Annotated in this window: 18 protein-coding genes and 1 pseudogene; 16 read left to right on the forward strand and 3 right to left on the reverse strand. The window is 68.4% G+C overall.

Going from position 1 to position 18,964, the window contains the following annotated elements; all coding sequences use genetic code 11:
- Nucleotides 1–651: 651 nt before the first annotated feature.
- The 8 genes from VQ065_RS16170 (at nt 652) to VQ065_RS16205 (ending at nt 9,612) form a co-directional block, all read left to right on the forward strand.
- A complete protein-coding gene (locus VQ065_RS16170; RefSeq protein WP_003120281.1) occupies nt 652–1,203 on the forward strand; it encodes a fimbrial protein in 552 nt (183 codons plus the stop codon).
- Between the two features lie 87 nt (nt 1,204–1,290).
- Nucleotides 1,291–2,037, forward strand: a complete 747-nt coding sequence (locus VQ065_RS16175; RefSeq protein WP_003088863.1) for a fimbrial biogenesis chaperone — start codon at nt 1,291–1,293, stop codon at nt 2,035–2,037.
- Entirely contained in the window at nt 2,021–4,639 is a 2,619-nt protein-coding gene (locus tag VQ065_RS16180; protein WP_003088865.1) for a fimbria/pilus outer membrane usher protein, read from the forward strand. The genes VQ065_RS16175 and VQ065_RS16180 overlap by 17 nt, the downstream gene beginning before the upstream one ends.
- On the forward strand, nt 4,636–5,997 hold the full coding sequence (locus tag VQ065_RS16185) for a fimbrial protein (RefSeq protein WP_003088866.1): 1,362 nt from the start codon (nt 4,636–4,638) through the stop codon (nt 5,995–5,997). The genes VQ065_RS16180 and VQ065_RS16185 overlap by 4 nt, the downstream gene beginning before the upstream one ends.
- On the forward strand, nt 5,987–6,700 hold the full coding sequence (locus VQ065_RS16190) for a fimbrial biogenesis chaperone (protein ID WP_003109870.1): 714 nt from the start codon (nt 5,987–5,989) through the stop codon (nt 6,698–6,700). The genes VQ065_RS16185 and VQ065_RS16190 overlap by 11 nt, the downstream gene beginning before the upstream one ends.
- Nucleotides 6,697–7,554 carry an EAL domain-containing protein gene (locus tag VQ065_RS16195; protein WP_003088869.1) on the forward strand — a complete coding sequence of 286 codons (858 nt, stop codon included), beginning with the start codon at nt 6,697–6,699 and terminating at the stop codon, nt 7,552–7,554. The genes VQ065_RS16190 and VQ065_RS16195 overlap by 4 nt, the downstream gene beginning before the upstream one ends.
- A 140-nt stretch (nt 7,555–7,694) precedes the next feature.
- Nucleotides 7,695–8,219: a DUF4142 domain-containing protein gene (locus VQ065_RS16200; protein ID WP_003088871.1), complete on the forward strand. Its 525-nt coding sequence runs from the start codon at nt 7,695–7,697 to the stop codon at nt 8,217–8,219.
- Nucleotides 8,220–8,247: 28 nt separating this feature from the next.
- Nucleotides 8,248–9,612 (forward strand): cation:proton antiporter, encoded by a 1,365-nt coding sequence (locus tag VQ065_RS16205; RefSeq protein ID WP_023098667.1) that lies wholly within the window; start codon nt 8,248–8,250, stop codon nt 9,610–9,612.
- Here the strand turns inward: VQ065_RS16205 and VQ065_RS16210 are convergent.
- Both VQ065_RS16210 and VQ065_RS16215 read right to left on the reverse strand, forming a co-directional pair.
- Entirely contained in the window at nt 9,590–10,039 is a 450-nt protein-coding gene (locus tag VQ065_RS16210) for a DUF421 domain-containing protein (RefSeq protein WP_003088873.1), read from the reverse strand. The genes VQ065_RS16205 and VQ065_RS16210 overlap by 23 nt on opposite strands.
- A 25-nt stretch (nt 10,040–10,064) precedes the next feature.
- On the reverse strand, nt 10,065–10,589 hold the full coding sequence (locus VQ065_RS16215) for a hypothetical protein (RefSeq protein WP_003088874.1): 525 nt from the start codon (nt 10,587–10,589) through the stop codon (nt 10,065–10,067).
- Nucleotides 10,590–10,837: 248 nt separating this feature from the next.
- Between VQ065_RS16215 and VQ065_RS16220 the strand changes: the two genes are divergently transcribed.
- From VQ065_RS16220 to VQ065_RS16245, 6 genes and pseudogenes are all read left to right on the forward strand, one after another.
- The gene (locus tag VQ065_RS16220; protein WP_003088884.1) at nt 10,838–11,227 is read left to right on the forward strand and encodes a response regulator; all 390 of its coding nucleotides are present in this window, start codon (nt 10,838–10,840) and stop codon (nt 11,225–11,227) included.
- 17 nt (nt 11,228–11,244) lie between these two features.
- Nucleotides 11,245–13,767 carry a DNA ligase D gene (gene ligD, locus VQ065_RS16225; protein ID WP_014603804.1) on the forward strand — a complete coding sequence of 841 codons (2,523 nt, stop codon included), beginning with the start codon at nt 11,245–11,247 and terminating at the stop codon, nt 13,765–13,767.
- Nucleotides 13,768–13,842: 75 nt separating this feature from the next.
- On the forward strand, nt 13,843–14,058 hold the full coding sequence (locus VQ065_RS16230) for a PLDc N-terminal domain-containing protein (RefSeq protein ID WP_003088893.1): 216 nt from the start codon (nt 13,843–13,845) through the stop codon (nt 14,056–14,058).
- Nucleotides 14,059–14,077: 19 nt separating this feature from the next.
- On the forward strand, nt 14,078–14,317 hold the full coding sequence (locus tag VQ065_RS16235; protein WP_003088895.1) for a metallothionein: 240 nt from the start codon (nt 14,078–14,080) through the stop codon (nt 14,315–14,317).
- A gap of 10 nt (nt 14,318–14,327) precedes the next feature.
- A pseudogene (locus tag VQ065_RS16240) lies at nt 14,328–14,875 on the forward strand (CinA family protein).
- Complete coding sequence (locus VQ065_RS16245) at nt 14,872–15,732, forward strand: SDR family oxidoreductase (RefSeq protein ID WP_003088901.1); 861 nt, start codon at nt 14,872–14,874, stop codon at nt 15,730–15,732. Before VQ065_RS16240 ends, VQ065_RS16245 begins: the two are co-directional and overlap by 4 nt.
- A 19-nt stretch (nt 15,733–15,751) precedes the next feature.
- Here VQ065_RS16245 and VQ065_RS16250 read toward each other — a convergent pair whose 3' ends face one another.
- A complete protein-coding gene (locus VQ065_RS16250; RefSeq protein ID WP_169057975.1) occupies nt 15,752–15,928 on the reverse strand; it encodes a hypothetical protein in 177 nt (58 codons plus the stop codon).
- Nucleotides 15,929–16,182: 254 nt separating this feature from the next.
- Between VQ065_RS16250 and VQ065_RS16255 the strand changes: the two genes are divergently transcribed.
- Both VQ065_RS16255 and VQ065_RS16260 read left to right on the forward strand, forming a co-directional pair.
- Nucleotides 16,183–16,470, forward strand: coding sequence for a DUF2513 domain-containing protein (locus VQ065_RS16255; RefSeq protein ID WP_003088904.1), 288 nt, complete (start codon nt 16,183–16,185; stop codon nt 16,468–16,470).
- A gap of 52 nt (nt 16,471–16,522) precedes the next feature.
- Nucleotides 16,523–18,961, forward strand: a complete 2,439-nt coding sequence (locus tag VQ065_RS16260) for a glycogen/starch/alpha-glucan phosphorylase (protein WP_003088906.1) — start codon at nt 16,523–16,525, stop codon at nt 18,959–18,961.
- Nucleotides 18,962–18,964 lie beyond the last annotated feature (3 nt).

Below are 18,964 nucleotides of genomic sequence, written 5' to 3' on the forward strand. Positions count from 1 at the left end.
ACTGTCGTGCAGGAACTTTTTCAATGCTAGGCGAAGCCGTGGTTCGAGTTGTTGACTTGTCGCAAGACGGATTCTCCGAACAGCATCGGCGCAGCGCCCACTTGCAACGAGAGTGCGCACGCCGCCGTTGGCACTCGTCTGCGCACCGGACTTCTGAGCGGCGGCGGAAAAAGCTTGCTGCGCAAGGAGAAGCGCCTGCGGGTGAACATGGAAATTGCCTGGGAAAAGTCGACGGTAATTATTCGTTGAATAACAGGGAAGTGCATACTTCCAACTTGGAAGTTAACTGCATGGCACCATCCATGCATTACACGGATGACGGTTTTTATTATAAGTCCAAACTGGCGAAGACAAGCAAGAGAAGCCGGGATGCCAGAGTTCCATAGTCGGAAATACAAGCGTTGCAATGTCGACGGATAGCGCGAAGAGGCGGCGGTACCCTGCGAAACGAGGCAATTCCCCGAATGGCGGGCACTCGAACGGATTTATAAGTCCGCCGTTCGGCGTTCACCTCGACGCCTGTGCACGGGATACTTATATCGGTGGTTCGCACCACTGATTATCGATTTGAACTCGTTCGAGTCTTTACCGCGTTCCCGGCCGAAATAAAAGGCGGGTGGACGATTATTGCCTCACACAAGGAACATAGGCATGACCAGAACTTCGAACCCATGCGCAGTGGTATTGGCCTTTGCGGCAATTGCCGCTTCGGGAACCGCGATGGCGGCAAACACTATCACATTCAGCGGCGAAGTGACCGACCAGACCTGCCAGGTCGCGGTCAACGGCTTCACCGACCCCACGGTGATCCTCGACAGCGTACCGGTGAGCGCCCTCGATGGCGCAGTGGGCCGCAGCGCCGGCGAAACCGCCTTCACCCTGCAACTCACCGATTGCGTCGCGCCGACGGCCGACGAGCATTTCACCACCCTGTTCCAGGCCACCAACCCCAGCGCCGCCGGGAATCTGGTGAACACCGCCGCCAGCGGCGCGACGGGCGTGGCGCTGCAATTGCTCGATAGCGTCGGCGGCAACCCGGTCGACCTGGCCGGCGGCGCGGCGGTGCCCGCCGGCGACATCGTGCTCGCCAACGGAGCCACCAGCACCAGCTACGACTACGCGGTGCAGTACGTCTCCGAAGCGGCGACCGTGACGCCCGGTCCGGTACTCGGCGCCGTGACCTACACGCTGCGTTACGAGTGAATGCCGGCGGCGCATGCGCCGCCCCTTCCTTTTCCCAGCACTAAAGCCGGGCCCGGTCGCTGGACCGTGCCCGGCCAGGTAAGCCGCATGCCCAGACATTCGTACCGATCCGGCAGGACATCGGCGCTTCTGCTCGTCCTGCTGGCGAGCATCGCCCAGGCGCGGGCAAGCGTGGTGGTGACCGGGACCCGGGTGATCTATCCCGGCGAGGCACGGGAGAAGACCGTGCAACTGAGCAATCGCGATGCGTTTCCCAACGTCGTCCAGGCCTGGGTCGACATCGACGCCCCGGACGCGCCGCCGGACCAGGCGGACGCGCCGTTCCTGGTCAATCCGGCGGTGTTCCGCATGGCCCCGGACAGCGGCCAGACGCTGCGCATCGTCTACACCGGGCAGGGCCTGCCGGGCGATCGCGAATCGCTGTTCCATCTCAACGTCCTGCAGATCCCGCCACGCAACAGCAGCCATGCGGATCGGAACCAGATGCTGCTGATGCTGCGCAATCGCCTGAAGCTGTTCTACCGCCCGGCGGGCATCCAGGGCCGTCCCGAGGACCTGCCCGGGCAACTGCGTTTCGCACTGGTCCGGCGCAGCGCCGGCTGGGCGGTGCGGGTGGACAACCCGAGCGGCTACTACGCCTCGTTCGCCAGCGCCACGCTCAGCGTCGGCCAGCGCCGCTGGCGCTTGCGCAGCGGCATGCTGGAGCCGCGCAGCCATGCCGAATGGCAGGCCGAAACCCGCGAAGCCCTGCCGCCGGGACGTGTGCGCCTGCACGCGCTGCTGATCAACGACTACGGCGCCCATATGGATATCCGTCATGACCTATCGCCATGAACGCCGCTGCCGCACCGGCACGGCCCTGATGGCGGGCGGCATGGCGCTGGCGGCGAGCGCCTTCGGTCATGCCCAGCCCGGCTACGAATTCGATGATCGCCTGTTGCTCGGCTCTTCCCTGGGCGGCGGCGACCTGTCGCGCTTCAACCAGGACGGTCGGATCGATCCGGGTCGCTATCACGTCGATGTCTACCTCAACGAGCGCTTCGCCAGCCGCAGCGAAGTGAGTTTCCGCGCCAACCCCGCCAGCGGCGCGGTGGAGCCCTGCCTCGAGGAAGACTTCCTGCGCCAGCGCCTCGGCGCCAAGCCTGGCGAAAAGCCGCGCAAGAGCGACGAAGGTGCCCACTGCGCCTTTCTCGACACGCGCCTGCCCGGCTCGCGGTTCAGCCTGGACGTCGCCCGCCTGCGCCTGGACCTCTCGGTGCCGCAAGCCTTGCTCGACCTCAAGCCGCGCGGCTACGTCAGCCCCGAGGAGTGGGACGCCGGCGACAGCATGGGCTTCGTCAACTACGACACCAACCTCTATCGCTCCGACTACCGCGGCGGCGAATCGGGACGATCGGACTACGCCTATGTCGGCCTGAACAGCGGCATCAACCTCGGCCTGTGGCGTTTGCGCCACCAGTCCAACTACACCTATTCCCGCTACAACGGGCAGGCCAGGCGCAAGTGGAACGGCATCCGCACCTATGCCCAGCGCGCCTTGCCGGCCTGGCGCAGCGAACTGACGGCGGGGGAGAGCTACACCGCCGGCAACCTGCTCGGCAGCATCGGCTACCGCGGCCTGAGCCTGGCCACCGACGACCGCATGCTGCCCGAGTCCCTGCGCCGCTATGCGCCGCAGGTGCGGGGCACCGCGGCCACCGCGGCGCGGGTGGTGATCAGCCAGAACGGCAGGAAGATCCGCGAGGTGAATGTCGCCCCCGGTCCGTTCGTCATCGACGATCTCTACGACAGCGCCTATGCCGGCGATCTGGATGTCCAGGTGTTCGAAGCCGATGGCAGCGTATCGAGCTTCAGCGTGCCGTTCGCCTCGGTCCCGGAGTCCATGCGTCCCGGCCTGTCGCGCTACAGCTTCACCCTGGGCCAGGCGCGCCAGTACGGCGACGGCGACGACCTGTTCGCCGACTTCACCTACCAGCGCGGCATGAGCAACGCCCTGACCGCCAACCTGGGACTGCGTGTCGCCGACGACTACCTGGCCATGCTGGGCGGCGGCGTCCTCGCCACCCGCTTCGGCGCCTTCGGCCTGAACAGCACCTATTCCAGCGCACGCGTCGAGGATGGCGCGCGCAAGCAGGGCTGGCGCATCGGGCTCGACTACAGCCGGACCTTCCAGCCCACCGGCACTACCCTGACCCTGGCCGGCTACCGCTATTCCACCGAAGGCTACCGCGAACTCGGCGACGTGCTCGGCTCGCGCGACGCACTGCGCCACGGGGACACCTGGGATTCCGGCAGCTACAAGCAGCGCAACCAGTTCAACCTGCTGGTGAGCCAGGCCCTCGGCGGTTACGGCAACCTCTATCTTTCCGGCTCCTCCAGCGATTTCTACGACGGCAAGAGCCGCGACACCCAATTGCAGTTCGGCTACTCCAACACCTGGGGGCAGTTGAGCTACAACCTCGCCTGGTCGCGGCAGACCACCACCTACTACCAGGAGCAGGGCGACCAGGACCCTGGCGTCGAGCTGCTCCGGCGCGACCGGCGCAGCGGCCAGCGCAACGACACCCTGACCCTCAGCGTCTCCATGCCGCTGGGTTCTTCCAGTCGGGCGCCGACGCTCAGCGCCATGGCTACCCGGCGCTCCGGCGACAGCGGTGGCGGCAGCCTGCAAACCGGGCTGAACGGTACGCTGGGCGACGAGCGTACCTGGAGCTACGCGCTGTCCGCCAACCGCGACAGCGAGGTCGCCGACACCACCTGGAACGGCACGTTGCAGAAGCAGGCGGCGCTGGCCACCGTGAATGCCGGCTATGCCCAGGGCGATCGCTACCGGCAATACAGCGGCGGCATCCGTGGCGCGCTGGTCGCCCACCGCGACGGGCTGACCCTTGGCCCCAGCGTCGGCGATACCTTCGCCCTGGTCGAGGCCAAGGGCGCCAGCGGTGCCGCGATACGCGGCGGGCAGGGCGCGCGCATCGACGGCAACGGCTATGCGCTGGCCCCCTCGCTGTCGCCCTATCGCTACAACCCGATCTCCCTCGATCCCGTTGGCATCGATCCCGACGCCGAACTGCTGGAAACCGAGCGCAAGGTCGCGCCCTACGCCGGTGCCAGCGTGCGCGTGACGTTCAGGACGCTGACCGGCCATCCGCTGCTGATCCAGGCGCGGCGCGAGGACGGCAGTGTGCTGCCGCTCGGCGCCGTGGTGGTCGACGACGGCGGGGCGGCCATCGGCATGGTCGGGCAGGGCGGCCAGGTCTATGCGCGCGCGGAAAACCAGCGGGGCAGGTTGCTGGTGCAATGGGGAACGGCGCGCAAGGAGCGTTGCGAGTTGCCCTACGACCTGGCCGGTGTGCCTCGCGACCAGGCGCTGATCCGCCTGCGCGGTACCTGCCGGGCAGCCACCACCGACTCCAACCTGGAGAACGCCAGATGAACCGCACGCTTCCTCTGCTGCCCGCGCTGGCCCTCGGCGTGTCGCTGGGGCTTCCCGTCAGTGGCCAGGCGACTTGCTACCGGGTCACCTCGGTAGGCAGCGAGACGACCACCTCGAACACCCAGATCCGCCCAGGCGAAGGTACCGCCGGCAGCTGGACCGGCGCCTGCGACACCTGCAATGGCTCGCTCGGCCTGCCCAGCGTGGTCAACGTCAGCGACGAGAGTTTCCAGCCCTATCCGACGCTCATCGCCAGCGCGGTGGCGCCGCTGACCCAGTACGGCGCCACCGGCGGCTACGACCCCGAGCGGGTGTTCTTCCGCTGTAGCGCCGGGGACGCCGTCTACGAGATGTTTTCTACCAACGGCGACGATCTCTATAGCGGCTACTACACCGGCGCCGACACGGTGGGCAACGACATCGGCCTGCAGGATGCCTACCGGACCGCCTGGCCCAACGTGCTGCTGCGCCTGACCAACGTCGAGACGGGGGAAACCATCACGCCGATCTGGAAGGAGCGCCAGCTCTCCGGGCTGGACATCGACTCGCGCGGCTTCCAGCTGGTCAAGGCGAAGAACCTCGCAGCGGTACGCGCCGAGCTGTACAGCGCGCCGCTGGAGGCGATCCGCTACTACTCGCCGACGATCCTCTCGCAGCCCTATTCCTACACCCAGCCGGCGGCCTACATCGCCATCAAGGGGCCGGGCCTGACCGCGCCGACCGTCGGCCAGGCGCACGTGGGCGGCAACTGGGGCGGCTGGTACAGCAACTGGCCGGGTGCCATCGGCCTGTACCGCTACGTGACCCTGAAACGCTATCCCACCTGCGCGGTGATGACGGTCACCCCGCACGTGCAGTTCCCGCCCATCACCCTGGCCGAGATCGATAGCGGCGGCGTGCGCGAGGCGCCCTTCGAACTCACCTTCAAGTGCCAGAGCGGCATGACCAACGGCACCGGGGCCGGCGCCACGGCGCTGGGCATCCGCGTGTCCAGCGGGGCCCTGGCGGCCAGCCCGGCGCTGGGCCTGGTCAACGCCAGTGGCGGACTGTCCTACCTGCTCTCCGACCGTTACGGGGAGCCGGGCATTGCCCGTGGGGTCGGCATCCGCATCTACCGCGACGGCACGCCGATGACGCTCCTGGCCAACGAGAACTCCGCCGGCGGCAGCAACGCCGAGGCCACCGGCTGGTACCCCGCCATCGGTGGCGCGACCCAGGCCAACGGCGGTAGCGGCGGCATCGACCTGTACCGCGAAACCTTCCGCGCGCGCCTGGAGAAACTCGCGCTCGGCAGCCAGCCCGGCGTCACGGCGGGGCGAGTCGAGGCCACGGCGCAGGTGGTTATCCGTGTCCAGTAGGCGCGCGCTCGCGCTGCTGGCCATGCTTTGCCTCGCGCCGACGAGCGAGGCCGGAGTGACCGCGGAGCGCACCCGCCTGGTGTTCGTGGAGGGCCAGCGCGAGGCCTCGTTGCTGCTGGTCAACCAGAATCCCTACCCGGTGCTGGTGCAGGCGTGGGTCGATGACGGCGCCCTCGACGGCGAACCGGATACCGCGCTGGCTCCGTTCCTGCCGCTGCCGCCCGTATTCCGCCTGGAGCCGGGACGCCAGCGCAGCCTGCGCCTGCTGGCTACCGGCCAGGCCCAGGCACGGGATCGCGAATCGCTGTACTGGCTGAACATCTACGAGATCCCCCCGCAAGCCACCGCCGAGGCCGCTGGCCGGCCCCGGCTCACGGTCACCCTGCGAACCCAGATGAAGGTGCTGTACCGCCCGCACGGCCTGCATCCGCACGCCGAGGACGCGGCCGCCGAACTGGGCTTCGCGCTGCGCGACGAGACCCTGCGGGTGGACAACCCGACGCCGTACTTCGTGTCCCTGGCGGGGCTGGCGCTGGAGATAGGGGAGACGCGCCTGGATCTGCCCGGAACGCTGCTGGCTCCGCGCTCGCAACGACGCCTCGGCCTGCCGCGGCGGGTGGACAGCGGGACGCGCGGCGAGGTGGCGTTCGACTGGATCGACGACAACGGCGTCAGCCGCCAGGAAAGGAAAGCTCTACAGTGAACAGTTCCCCACAGGCTCGCCAGCACGAGCACCCGCCGGCCGTTGCCGCCTCCCTGGCCGGCGACCTGCGCCTGGCCCGGCGTTTCCAGGCCGCCCTGGCGCGCGGTCGGGTGCGCCTGGACTGGCAGGCCGTACGGCATGCCGGGCATCCGGAATGGGAGCCGCTCTACCGGGAAACCCTGCTCAGGGTCACGGCCGCCAGCGGCGAGCCGCCGTTGCCGACCCAGGAACTGATCCTGGCGCTGGAGCGGCTCGGCCTGGTACGCCTGCTCGATCGCTGCGTGCTGGGTACGGTCCTCGACCGGCTGAACGCCGAGCCTACCTTGCGCCTGGCCTGCAACCTGTCGCGCCAGAGCGCGGCGATGGATGCCTGGTGGGAAGCCGTCTGCCGATGGCTGGCCGCCCGTCCGCAGGTGGCACGGCGGCTGACGCTGGAGCTGACCGAGACCGCCGTGGGCGAGAGAGTCGCGACCCGGGAGTTCATCCGACGCCTGCGCGAACATGGCGTGCGCATCGCGATAGACGACTTCGGCGCGGCGCACAACAACCTGGACTTCGTTCTCGATGCCCGTCCCGATGTGATCAAGATCGATTGCCGGTATACCCGCGAAGCACGTCGCTCGGCGAAGGGCGCCGAAGTGCTGCGCCATCTGCTGGCCCTGTGCCGCGAACTGGCGCCCTGCGTGGTCCTGGAAGGTCTCGAGGAGGACGATGCGTTCGCCCGGCTGCCGACCGGGGACGTCTATCTCCAGGGCAACGCGATCGCGCCGCCGATGCGGGTCGAACCGCCGCTGTCCGTACGCCGGCCGAAGAGCCGGGCGCGGATCGAGGCGCTGGCGAGCCGCCAGGGGTGACCGGGGAGGGCGCCCGGCCTGGCACGGTCGGCGAAAAATCTGAACGGTCGGCCGGCGGCGCCGTCACAGCAGCGACGATGCCGAGGTGCGTTGTGCCGAAGTCCCGGCATTTTTTCCCTGTCACGCCAACGGAGTCGACCATGAACAGAGCAATCAGCCTTCCCCTCAAGGGAGCCGCCTGGCTCCTGCTGGTCCTGGCCCTGCCTTTCGCCAACGCCCAGGACATGAACAAGACCGCGCCACAGACCTTCGTCAGCGAGGCCTCGGCGGCCGGCGTGGCGGAAATCGAAGCCGGCAAGATGGCGCTGGAAAAGAGCACCGCCGCCGATGTGAAGGTATTCGCCAAGCAGATGATCGACGACCACGGCAAGGTCAACGCCGAACTGCGCAGCCTGGCCGAGCGCAAGAAACTGGAGGTCGAAGACGACGCCAGCCTGACCGACAAGGCCAAGGCGACCCTGCTCGACCTGCGCGACGCCTCCTTCGACCCGGCCTACGCCAACAACCAGGTGGCGGCCCACGAGAAAGCCGTGGAACTCTTCACCCAGGCCGCAGACAACCTCACCGACCCGGAACTGCAGGCCTTCGCCAAGACCCACCTGCCGGCCCTGAAGCACCACCTGGAAATGGCCCGCGCGCTGGCCAAGGCGCACCCATCCAAGTAACGCCCCCGCGGGCGGAGCCTGGCCAGGCATGAGCTTCAGCCTGTGGTTGCTGGTACTGGGCTGCATCCTGCTGACGCTCGGCCTGGCCTCGGCCTACCTGCGCCTGCTGCCGGTCAGCACCTCGTTCCTCTACCTGCTGTTCGGCCTGGCCATCGGCCCGGCCGGGCTGCATGCCTGGCGCAGTGGCCTGGCGGACATCAGCGGCTGGTTCGAACACCTCGCCGAGGCGGCCCTGCTGATCTCGCTGTTCATCGGCGGCCTCAAGCTGCGCCTGCCGCTGCGCTCGCCGGCCTGGACCGCCGCCTGGCTGCTGGCCGGACCGGTCCTGCTCGGCTGTATCCTCGGCCTTACCCTGGGCGCGCATTTCCTGTTCGGCCTGGACTGGGGGCTGGCCTTGCTGGTCGCGGCGATCCTCGCGCCCACCGACCCGGTGCTGGCCAGCGACATCCAGGTCAACCACGCCGGCGACGACGATCGCCTGCGCTACGCCGTATCCGGCGAGGCGGGACTCAACGACGGCATCGCCTTTCCCTTCGTCATCGCCGCCCTGCTGCTGATCGGTCAGGGCGGCGGCCTGCCTGGCGAGTTCGACCGCAGCGGCCTGGACTGGCTGTTGCGCGACGTCCTCTGGGCCATCCCCGCCGGATTGCTGGTGGGCTATTGCCTGGGCCATGGCCTCGGCCGCCTGGCCATCCACCTGCGGGCGCGGCACACCGACACCTCGGTGTCGGCCAACGACTTCCTCGCCCTGGCGCTGATCGCGCTGTCCTATGTCGGCGCCGACGCGCTGGGCGGCTGGGGCTTCCTCGCCAGCTTCGCCGCCGGGATCGGCCTGCGCCACGCCGAGGTGGCGACGCTGGGACACGCCTCGGCACCGGCCGAGGCGCAGGCGGCCGCCGCCGACGTGCGCGAGGCCGGGCAGGCCAGCGGCACCATCGAGTATGGCGCCGACCGCAGCGAACACCCGAAGGTGGCAGCCGGCGCGGTGATGCTCGACGTGCTCTCCTTCGGCAACCTGCTGGAGCGCTCGCTGGAAGTGCTGCTGGTGACCCTGCTCGGCGCCATGCTCTACCAGCACTGGGACTGGCGCGCGCTGCCGCTGGCGCTGCTGCTGTTCTGCGTGTGCCGGCCGGCGATGGTCTGGCTGCTGGTCGGCCGGCGGCTGATGCACCCGGCGCAGCGGCGCCTGCTCGGCTGGTTCGGCATCCGCGGCATCGGCAGCCTGTACTACCTCAGCTACGCGCTGAACCAGGGGCTGCCTACGGCGCTCGCGCATACCGCCAGCGACCTGGTGCTGAGCCTCGTCGCCCTGAGCATCTGCGTGCACGGCCTGAGCATCCAGCCGCTGCTGATGCGCCACGCGCGCAGCGTCAGTCGCCGCGATCGGGAATGATCGAGATCTTGCCGTTCTTCTCGAGGATGGCGAAGCGGATCTGCTCCATGCGTTCCAGGCCCTGGGTCTCGCGGGCGGCCAGGAGAATGTCTTCCTCGCGCAGGCGGGCCTCGGCCAGGCGTGCGTGCAATGGCCTGCCGTACTCGACGATGAGCGTCGGCGAGCCCTCGATCAGGGTGTCGAGCTTCGGATGGCGCAGCTTGAGCAGGGACAGACCGACGTCGATGACGATCAGGGTGATGATCACCAGTACCGCGTTGACCAGCGAGAAGTCGTCGCCCAGCAGCGCCTGCTGGGTGGCTTCGCCGATGATCATCAGCAGCAGCAGGTCGAAGGTGGTGATGTCGGTCAGTGAACGCCGCCCGGCGATGCGGAAGAGTACCAGCAGGACCAGGTAGAGCGCGGCGGCTCGCAGTACGGAATCCATCGTGCGCCTCCTCGGAACGGATGACTCAGGGGTAGATGAACTGGTCGAAGGCCAGGCTTTCGCCGGCGAACTCCAGTCGACTGGCGACTTCGCCGAGCTGGTTCGGCAACAACGTCAGGAACAGGCTCAGGCGACCGTCTTCGTCGAGCCTTCCCTCCAGTTCCAGGCCACCCCGCCAGCTGTGACTGCGCAGCGGTTGCGGTTGCAGGCTCTGGATGCTGTGCGCCTGTAGCAGTCCGCCGCCCAGGCGCACGCCAACCTCGGTGCCCGGCGCGCCGCGCAGATCGATGCGCAGGCGGCTGGCGGCGCCGCTGCGTTCGAAACGCTCGTAGGCCAGGGTCAGCCTGCCGCTGTCGCTGACCAGCGTCCGCGAACTCAGAGGCCCGCCGGCGAACACCCCGGTCAGCGCCAGGAGGATCACCCCGAGCAGGACCCACAGGCCCGCCCGTTCGAAACGCCAGGCGCGGCGCTGGCTTTCCAGGCGCTCCGGGATCGGATACTCGCGCTGGTCGAACGCATCGTCTGCGGCGTCTTCTGGGGCAGGGCGCATGGCTGGCTCCTTCGCTCGCGGTCTCTCAGGCTGGACCCCGGTCGACGCGGTTGGTGCCGGCGGGCTTACCAGCGGTCGGCGCGGGTCGGGCAATCTGCACGATGAACAGGCGCCTTCCGGGCACTCTGCTGATCGCACTTTGCGATCAGCCCGCGCCCAATCGCCGTGGTCACGCTGCTCCGGCGTAAGCGGGGCGGACGGCGCGAACCTTGCAGCGAAGCCTTCCTGACAATCCGACAGGGAGAACCATGGTGAACGGAGAAAACAAGATCGTCCTGGTCCTCGAAGAACACGCCGACCAGCTCTGGCGGATCGAGGAATTCCTCCTTGATCGAGGCTACGCGGTGCTCAGCGCGGCGAGTCGCGACGAAGCCCTCGACCACCTGGCCTCGGACGCGGTGATCGACCTGTTTCTGCTCAGCGAGCAGCTCGAAGGTCCTCTGAGCGGCAGCATGCTCATCGAAACCAGCCTGCCGGTGCGCCCGCGGATGCGGGTGATCCTGCTCAGCGACAGCGCTCGCGTCGGCATCGACCCGGCGGCACCCTATCCGGTGCTGCTCAAACCGGTGACCCTGGAAGAACTGGGGAAAGCCATCGACCTGGTCCTGCACAGCGCGCCGGTCTGCCCCGGCGTCTGACCACCGAGGAGCCCGCCATGCCCAGCAGCAAGCCGCTCGCCGAGTACGCCCGCAAGCGCGATTTCCGCCAGACCCCGGAGCCCAGCGGCCGCAAGCCTCGCAAGGACAGCACCGGGCTGCTCCGCTATTGCGTCCAGAAGCACGACGCCAGCCGCCTGCACTACGACTTCCGCCTGGAGCTGGATGGCACCCTGAAGAGCTGGGCGGTGCCCAAGGGGCCGTGCCTCGACCCGACGGTGAAGCGGCTCGCGGTGCAGGTGGAGGACCATCCGCTGGACTATGCCGACTTCGAAGGCAGCATTCCCCAGGGGCACTACGGCGCCGGCGACGTCATCGTCTGGGACCGAGGCGCCTGGACGCCTCTGGACGATCCGCACGAGGGCCTGGAAAAGGGCCATCTCAGCTTCGCCCTGGACGGCGAGAAACTCTCCGGGCGCTGGCACCTGATCCGCACCAACCTGCGCGGCAAGCAACCCCAGTGGTTCCTGGTCAAGGCCAAGGACGGCGAGGCGCGCAGCCTGGATCGCTTCGACGTGCTGAAGGAGTGTTCCGACAGCGTGCTCAGCGAGCGTACGCTGCTGCCCCGCCATGGCGAAGCCGCCACGCCCGCGGCCAGGCCGGCGCGACGCGGCAAGAGCGGGGGGAAGACGCCGATGCCCGAATGGATCGCCCCCGAGCTGGCCAGCCTGGTCGAGCAGCCTCCGCGAGGGCAGTGGGCCTACGAACTCAAGCTGGACGGCTATCGGCTGATGAGCCGCATCGAAGACGGCCGCGTGCGCCTGCTGACCCGCAACGGCCATGACTGGAGCGAACGCCTGCCGCACCTGGAGAAGGCCTTGGCCGGGCTCGGTCTGCAGCGCAGTTGGCTGGACGGCGAACTGGTGGTCCTCGACGAGGAGGGTCGACCGGACTTCCAGGCCCTGCAGAACGCCTTCGAGGAAGGTCGCGGCGAGAACATCCTGTACGTCCTCTTCGACCTGCCGTACCACGAAGGCGAGGATCTGCGCGATGTCGCCCTGGAGGAGCGCCGCGCGCGCCTGGAGGCGCTGCTGGAAGGGCGCGACGAAGACCCGCTGCGGTTCTCCGCGACGCTCGCGGAAGACCCCCGCGACCTGCTGGCCAGCGCCTGCAAGCTCGGTCTCGAAGGCGTGATCGGCAAGCGTCTGGGCAGCGCCTACCGTTCGCGCCGCAGCAACGACTGGATCAAGCTGAAGTGCCAGTTGCGCCAGGAGTTCGTGATCGTCGGCTATACCGAGCCGAAGGGCTCTCGCCGGCATATCGGCGCCTTGCTGCTCGGCCTCTACAGCCCTGACGAGGAGCGCCGGCTGCGCTATGCCGGCAAGGTCGGCAGCGGCTTCACCGCGGCCAGCCTGAAGAAGGTCCGTGAGCGCCTGGAACCCCTCGCGGTCCGCTCCAGCCCATTGGCGAAGGTGCCGCCGGCGCGCGAGACCGGGTCGGTGCAGTGGGTGCGCCCGCAACAGCTGTGCGAGGTTTCCTATGCGCAGATGACCCGTGGCGGGATCATCCGCCAGGCAGTGTTCCACGGCTTGCGCGAAGACAAGCCGGCGCGCGAGGTGACCGGCGAGCGTCCCGCCGGCCCGCCGTCGCTGCGCGGCGCGCGCAAGGCCGGCGCCGGTGCGTCGCGGGCGGCCACCGCCGGCGTGCGCATCAGCCATCCGCAGCGGCTGATCGACCCGTCGATCCAGGCCAGCAAGCTGGAGCTCGCCGAGTTCCATGCGCGCTACGCCGACCTGCTCCTGCGCGACCTGCGCGAGCGCCCGGTGTCGCTGGTGCGCGGCCCCGACGGAATCGGCGGCGAACTGTTCTTCCAGAAGCACGCGGCGCGCCTGAAGATCCCCGGCATCGTCCAGCTCGACCCGGCGCTCGATCCCGGTCATCCGCCGCTGTTGCAGATCCGCAGCGCCGAGGCGCTGGTCGGCGCGGTGCAGATGGGCAGCATCGAATTCCATACCTGGAACGCCAGCCTGGCCAACCTGGAGCGGCCCGACCGTTTCGTCCTCGACCTCGACCCGGACCCGGCGCTGCCGTGGAAGCGCATGCTCGAAGCGACCCAGCTGAGCCTGACGTTGCTCGACGAGCTGGGCCTGCGCGCCTTCCTCAAGACCAGCGGCGGCAAGGGCATGCACCTGCTGGTGCCGCTGGAGCGCCGGCATGGCTGGGACGAGGTCAAGGATTTCGCCCAGGCCATCTCCCAGCACTTGGCGCGCCTGATGCCGGAGCGTTTCTCGGCGGTTTCCGGGCCGCGCAACCGGGTCGGCAAGATCTTCGTCGACTACCTGCGCAACAGCCGCGGCGCCAGCACCGTGGCCGCCTACTCGGTGCGCGCCCGCGAAGGGTTGCCGGTGTCGGTACCGGTGTTCCGCGAGGAACTCGACTCGCTGCAGGGCGCCAACCAATGGAACCTGCGCAGTCTGCCGCAGCGCCTCGACGAACTCGCCGGCGACGATCCCTGGGCCGACTACGCCGGCACCCGCCAGCGCATCAGCGCGGCCATGCGGCGCCAGCTCGGGCGCGGCTGACCGTCCGCGAAAAAGGCGGAACTCCCCCGGCGCACAGGGCCTCCACCGTGCAACGAGATGCCGAGGAGGCCCCCGATGGATACCGCCTACCTGATCCTCGCGCTGCTGGTCCTGTTGCTCCTGGTGGATGCCTGGGCCATCAACAGCGTGCTCCGCAGCGACAGCTCCGCCAGTCGCAAGCTCGGCTGGTCGCTGCTGATCCTGCTCCTGCCCGTGCTCGGCCTGGTCCTCTGGGGCTGGACCGGCCCCCGTGGCTTGCGCCCGGTGACCTCACCGGAACACAGCAAGTGAACCCCACTGGAGACTGCCCATGAACAGCGAAACCTGTGCCTGTCCCAAATGCACCTGCCAGCCCGGCGCCGATGCCGTCGAACGCGACGGCCAGCACTATTGCTGCGCGGCCTGCGCCAGCGGCCACCCCCAGGGCGAGCCGTGTGGCGACGCCGATTGCCCCTGTGGCGGCACCACCCGGCCCCAGGTGGCGGAGGATCGCCAGCTGGACGACGCGTTGAAGGAGACCTTTCCCGCCAGCGACCCGATCTCGCCCTGAGGAGCGTGCCATGCCCGACCTGCAACTCGCGGACGAGGCCTCTCGCCTGGTGGCCTACCTGCGTAGCGCCGACCTCAGCCTGATCACCGCGGAATCCTGTACTGCCGGGCAGATCAGCGCCGAACTGTCGGCGGTGGCCGGCAGCGGCAAGGTGATGGAAGGCGGCTTCGTCGTCTATTCGCCGGCGGCCAAGCTTGCCCTGCTGGGGCTCGACCCGAACTGGCTGGAGCGTTTCAACCTGACCAGCGTGGAGGTCGCCGAGGCCATGGCCAGGGCGGCCCTGCAACGCAGTCCGGCGAGCGCCGCGCTGGCGGTCACGGGGTTGCTCGGCAGTGAAGCGAAGGACGGCATCCCGCCCGGTACCGTGTGCTTTGCCTGGGCCTTCCGGTTGCCCGCCGGCCTCGCCCTGTTCTCGCGCCGCGAGCGCTTCCACGGCGACCCCGCGCGGATGCGCCGGGAAGCCACCCGCTGGGCGCTGCGGCGCCTGCCTGAATTCCATCAACGCGCCTTGCGCGGCGAACGCGCCTGAGGCGTCCGACAGAGAGGAAACCACCATGAGCGAACAGCGACAGACCCTGCCGGCGCAGCACCAGGACCAACGTCCCGGCCACGAAAGCGAGATGCAGCCGAAGCCGGAGTTCGTTTCCGCCGATTACCGTCCGGCGGCCAAGCTGGAGGGTAAGGTGGCCCTGGTCACCGGCGGCGACAGTGGTATCGGCCGCGCGGTGGCGGTGGCTTTCGCCCGCGAGAAGGCGGATGTGCTGCTGGTCTACCTGGATGAGAACGAAGACGCGGCGAAGACCCGCGAGATCATCGAGTCGCTCGGCCGCCAGTGCCTGGCGTTCGCCGGCGACGTCGCCGACGCCGGATTCTGCCGCCAGGTGGTGGACACGCTAAGGCAGAAATGCGGGCGCCTCGACGTGTTGGTCAACAACGCCGGCGAGCAGCATCCGCAGGCGCGCCTGGAGGACATCAGCGAAGAGCAGTGGGAGAAGACCTTCCGCACCAACATCTTCGGCATGTTCCAGTTGACCAAGGCGGCCCTGCCGCTGATGGGCAAGGGCGGGGCGATCATCAACACCACCTCGATCACCGCCTACAAGGGCAACCCCCAGCTGATCGACTATTCCTCGACCAAGGGCGCGATCACCTCGTTCACCCGGTCGCTGTCGATGAACCTGGTCAACCGCGGCATCCGCGTCAACGCCGTGGCCCCGGGCCCGATCTGGACGCCGCTGATCCCGTCCACCTTCAGCGCCGAGAAGGTCGCCCACTTCGGCGCGGATACGCCGATGGGCCGGCCCGGCCAGCCGGAAGAGCTGGCCGCCAGCTACGTCTACCTGGCCTGTAACGACTCGTCCTACGTCAGCGGCCAGGTGCTGCACGTCAACGGCGGTACGGTGGTCAACGGCTGAGGCGCCCCGGCGGCCGCGTTCACTCGCGTGCCGCCGCCGGCAGCAGGGGGTAGACCCGCACCGCGCTCAGACGCTGCGGGAACAGCAGGGGATAGCAGAGTTGCAGGCGAACGTGCGCCTCGCTGGTGCTGAGGGTTGGCGCGAAAGTGGTGAGCACGGTCCGGCCGGGTTGTCCGGCGTCTGAGAAATGAACCATGAAAGCCTGCATCGGAGCGCTCCTGCCGGGATACGGGAAAGGTCACTGCTCAGTGAAGCTGCGCTCCAGCTCTCGCGCCAGTTCGCGCACCGACCCTTGGCAACGGCATTCCTCCCGACTGACGCCGGCGCCCGGCGGTTCCGTCGTGCGGACAGGCGGGCCGCCGGCGAAAAAGAATGAACCATCGCGGCCGCCGCGACTCCGCTTCTAGGTAGCCGGAACGGCCGGCCGCGACGCAGACAAGGAGCACGGCGATGAAACGCGACTGGGGGTTGATCAGGGATCTGCTGGAGCATCTGGAAAGCCTTGGCTTCGGCCAGCACTGGGAAGCGCGCGAGCTGCCCGGTCATTGCCGCGAGGCGGTGGCCTACCACTTGCAGTTGCTCAACCAGGCGCAACTGCTCTGCGGCAGCGTCCAGCATTCCTGGACCGGCCAGGAGCACTGGGTGGTCCACCACCTGACCCTGGCCGGCCACGACCTGCTCGACCGCCTGCGCCAGGAAAGCGCGGCGGCCGCCGTGCCGGTACGCAAGAGCGCCTGAGAAAACCCCGCAAGCACCGGCCTGCAGCGGCGGGCCGGAAGGAAGCCCGGCGATGCCCGACAGCCAAGACCAGACCCCGAGCACGGTCCAGACCCTGAAAGCCAGCATCCTCGCCAAGCTGCGCTACAGCGTCGGCCGCGACCCATCCACCGCCTGCCCGCACGACTGGTTCGAAGCGGTGGCCCTGGCGGTGCGCGACCACATCATCGACCACTGGGAGGAGGCCACCCCGCAAGGCGAAGCGCCCGCGCGCAAGCGGGTCTACTACCTGTCCCTGGAGTTCCTCATCGGTCGCCTGTTGCTGGACAACCTCGGCAACCTCGGGCTGCTCGAGGAAACCCGCCAGGCCCTTGCCGAGCTGGGCGTCGACCTGCAGCGGATCGTTGCCCTGGAGCCGGACGCGGCGCTCGGCAACGGCGGCCTCGGACGCCTGGCGGCATGCTTCATGGAAAGCATGGCCAGCCTCGACATTCCCGCGCATGGCTATGGCATCCGCTACGAGCATGGCCTGTTCCGCCAGGTGCTGACCGACGGCTGGCAGCAGGAGCAGACCGAGACCTGGCTGGATTTCGGCAATCCCTGGGAGTTCGAACGACCCGAGGTCAGCTACTACATCGACTTCGGCGGCAGCGTGCAGGTCGACAGCGAGCACAGTGGCCGTGCCATCTGGCGGCCGGACGAGCGGATCCGGGCGATCGCCTACGACACGCCGATCGTCGGCTGGCGGCGTGCCAGCGTCAATACCCTGCGCCTGTGGCGCGCTCGCGCCGAGGAAGACCTGCAACTGGACCGTTTCAACGCCGGCGACCATATCGGCGCGGTGGTCGACGTGGTCAAGGCGGAGAGCATCTCGCGGGTGCTGTATCCGGCCGACAGCACCGAGGCCGGTCAGGAACTGCGCCTGCGCCAGGAGTACTTCTTCGTCTCAGCCTCGCTGCAGGACCTGCTCGACCGCCACCTGCGCCATCATCACGACCTGCGTAGCCTGCCGGAACAGGTGGCGATCCAGCTCAACGACACCCACCCGGCGATCGCCGTCGCCGAGCTGATGCGGCAACTGGTGGACGTGCACCAACTGGCCTGGCCGGACGCCTGGGCGCTGAGCGTGGCGACCTTGTCCTACACCAACCACACGCTGCTCCCGGAAGCCCTGGAATCCTGGCCGGTGGCGCTGATGGAGCGCCTGCTGCCGCGCCACATGCAGATCATCTACCTGATCAACGCCTTCCATATAGACGCGCTGCGCGCCCAGGACATCCACGACTTCGACCTGTTGCGTTCGGTCAGCCTGATCGAGGAGGGCCACGGCCGGCGGGTGCGCATGGGCAACCTGGCGTTCCTCGGTTCGCACCAGATCAACGGGGTATCGGCCTTGCACACCGAGCTGATGCGCGAAACCGTGTTCCATGACCTGCATCGCCTCTACCCGCAGCGCATCAGCAACAAGACCAACGGCGTGTCGTTCCGCCGCTGGCTGTTCCAGGCCAACCCGGGGTTGACCGAGCTGCTGGTGGAGACCCTCGGCGCCGACCTGCTGGACACCCCGGAACGGCGCCTGCCGGACCTCGAGGAACACGTCGAGGACGCCAGGCTGCGGGCGCGCTTCGCCGAGCAGCGCCGGCAGAACAAGACCGCCCTGGCGCGCCTGGTGCTGGACAGCCTCGGCGTGGCGATCGAACCGGAAGCGCTGTTCGATGTGCATATCAAGCGTATCCACGAATACAAGCGGCAGTTGCTCAACCTGCTGCACACCGTGGCGCTGTACCAGGAGATCCGCAACGACCCGACCGCCGACCGCGTGCCGCGGGTGAAGATCTTCGCCGGCAAGGCTGCCGCCAGCTACCACCAGGCCAAGCTGATCATCAAGCTGGCCAACGACATCGCCCGCACCATCAACGACGACCCCACCGTGCGCGGCCTGCTCAAGCTGGTGTTCCTGCCCAACTACAACGTCAGCCTGGCCGAGGCGATCATTCCCGCGGCGGACCTCTCCGAGCAGATTTCCACCGCCGGGCTCGAGGCCTCCGGGACCAGCAACATGAAGTTCGCCCTCAACGGCGCGCTGACCATCGGCACCCTGGACGGCGCCAACGTCGAGATGAGCCAGCGGATCGGCCTGGAACACATGTTCATCTTCGGCCTCAGCGCCCAGCAGGTGGAGCAGCGCCGGCAAGCCGGGGAGCTGGAGATGGGCGGGGTGATCGCGGCCTCGCCGCGGCTGGAGGAAGCCCTGGAGGCGATCCGCAGTGGGCTGTTCTCGGCCGACGACCGCAGCCGCTACGAAGGGCTGGTGGACGGCCTGGTGCACGACGACCGCTTCATGCTCTGCGCCGACTTCGAGGCCTACTGGCATGCGCAGTGCCGGGTCGAGGAAGTCTGGCGCGAGCCCGATCGCTGGTGGCGCTCGGCGTTGCTCAACGTGGCGCGGATCGGCTGGTTCAGCGCCGACCGGACGATCAGCGAATACGCCCGGGATATCTGGAAGCTATGAAGG

Origin of the sequence: Pseudomonas sp. KBN10P06128 (assembly GCF_037574945.1) — a bacterium.
Classification (GTDB): Bacteria; Pseudomonadota; Gammaproteobacteria; order Pseudomonadales; family Pseudomonadaceae; genus Pseudomonas; species Pseudomonas aeruginosa.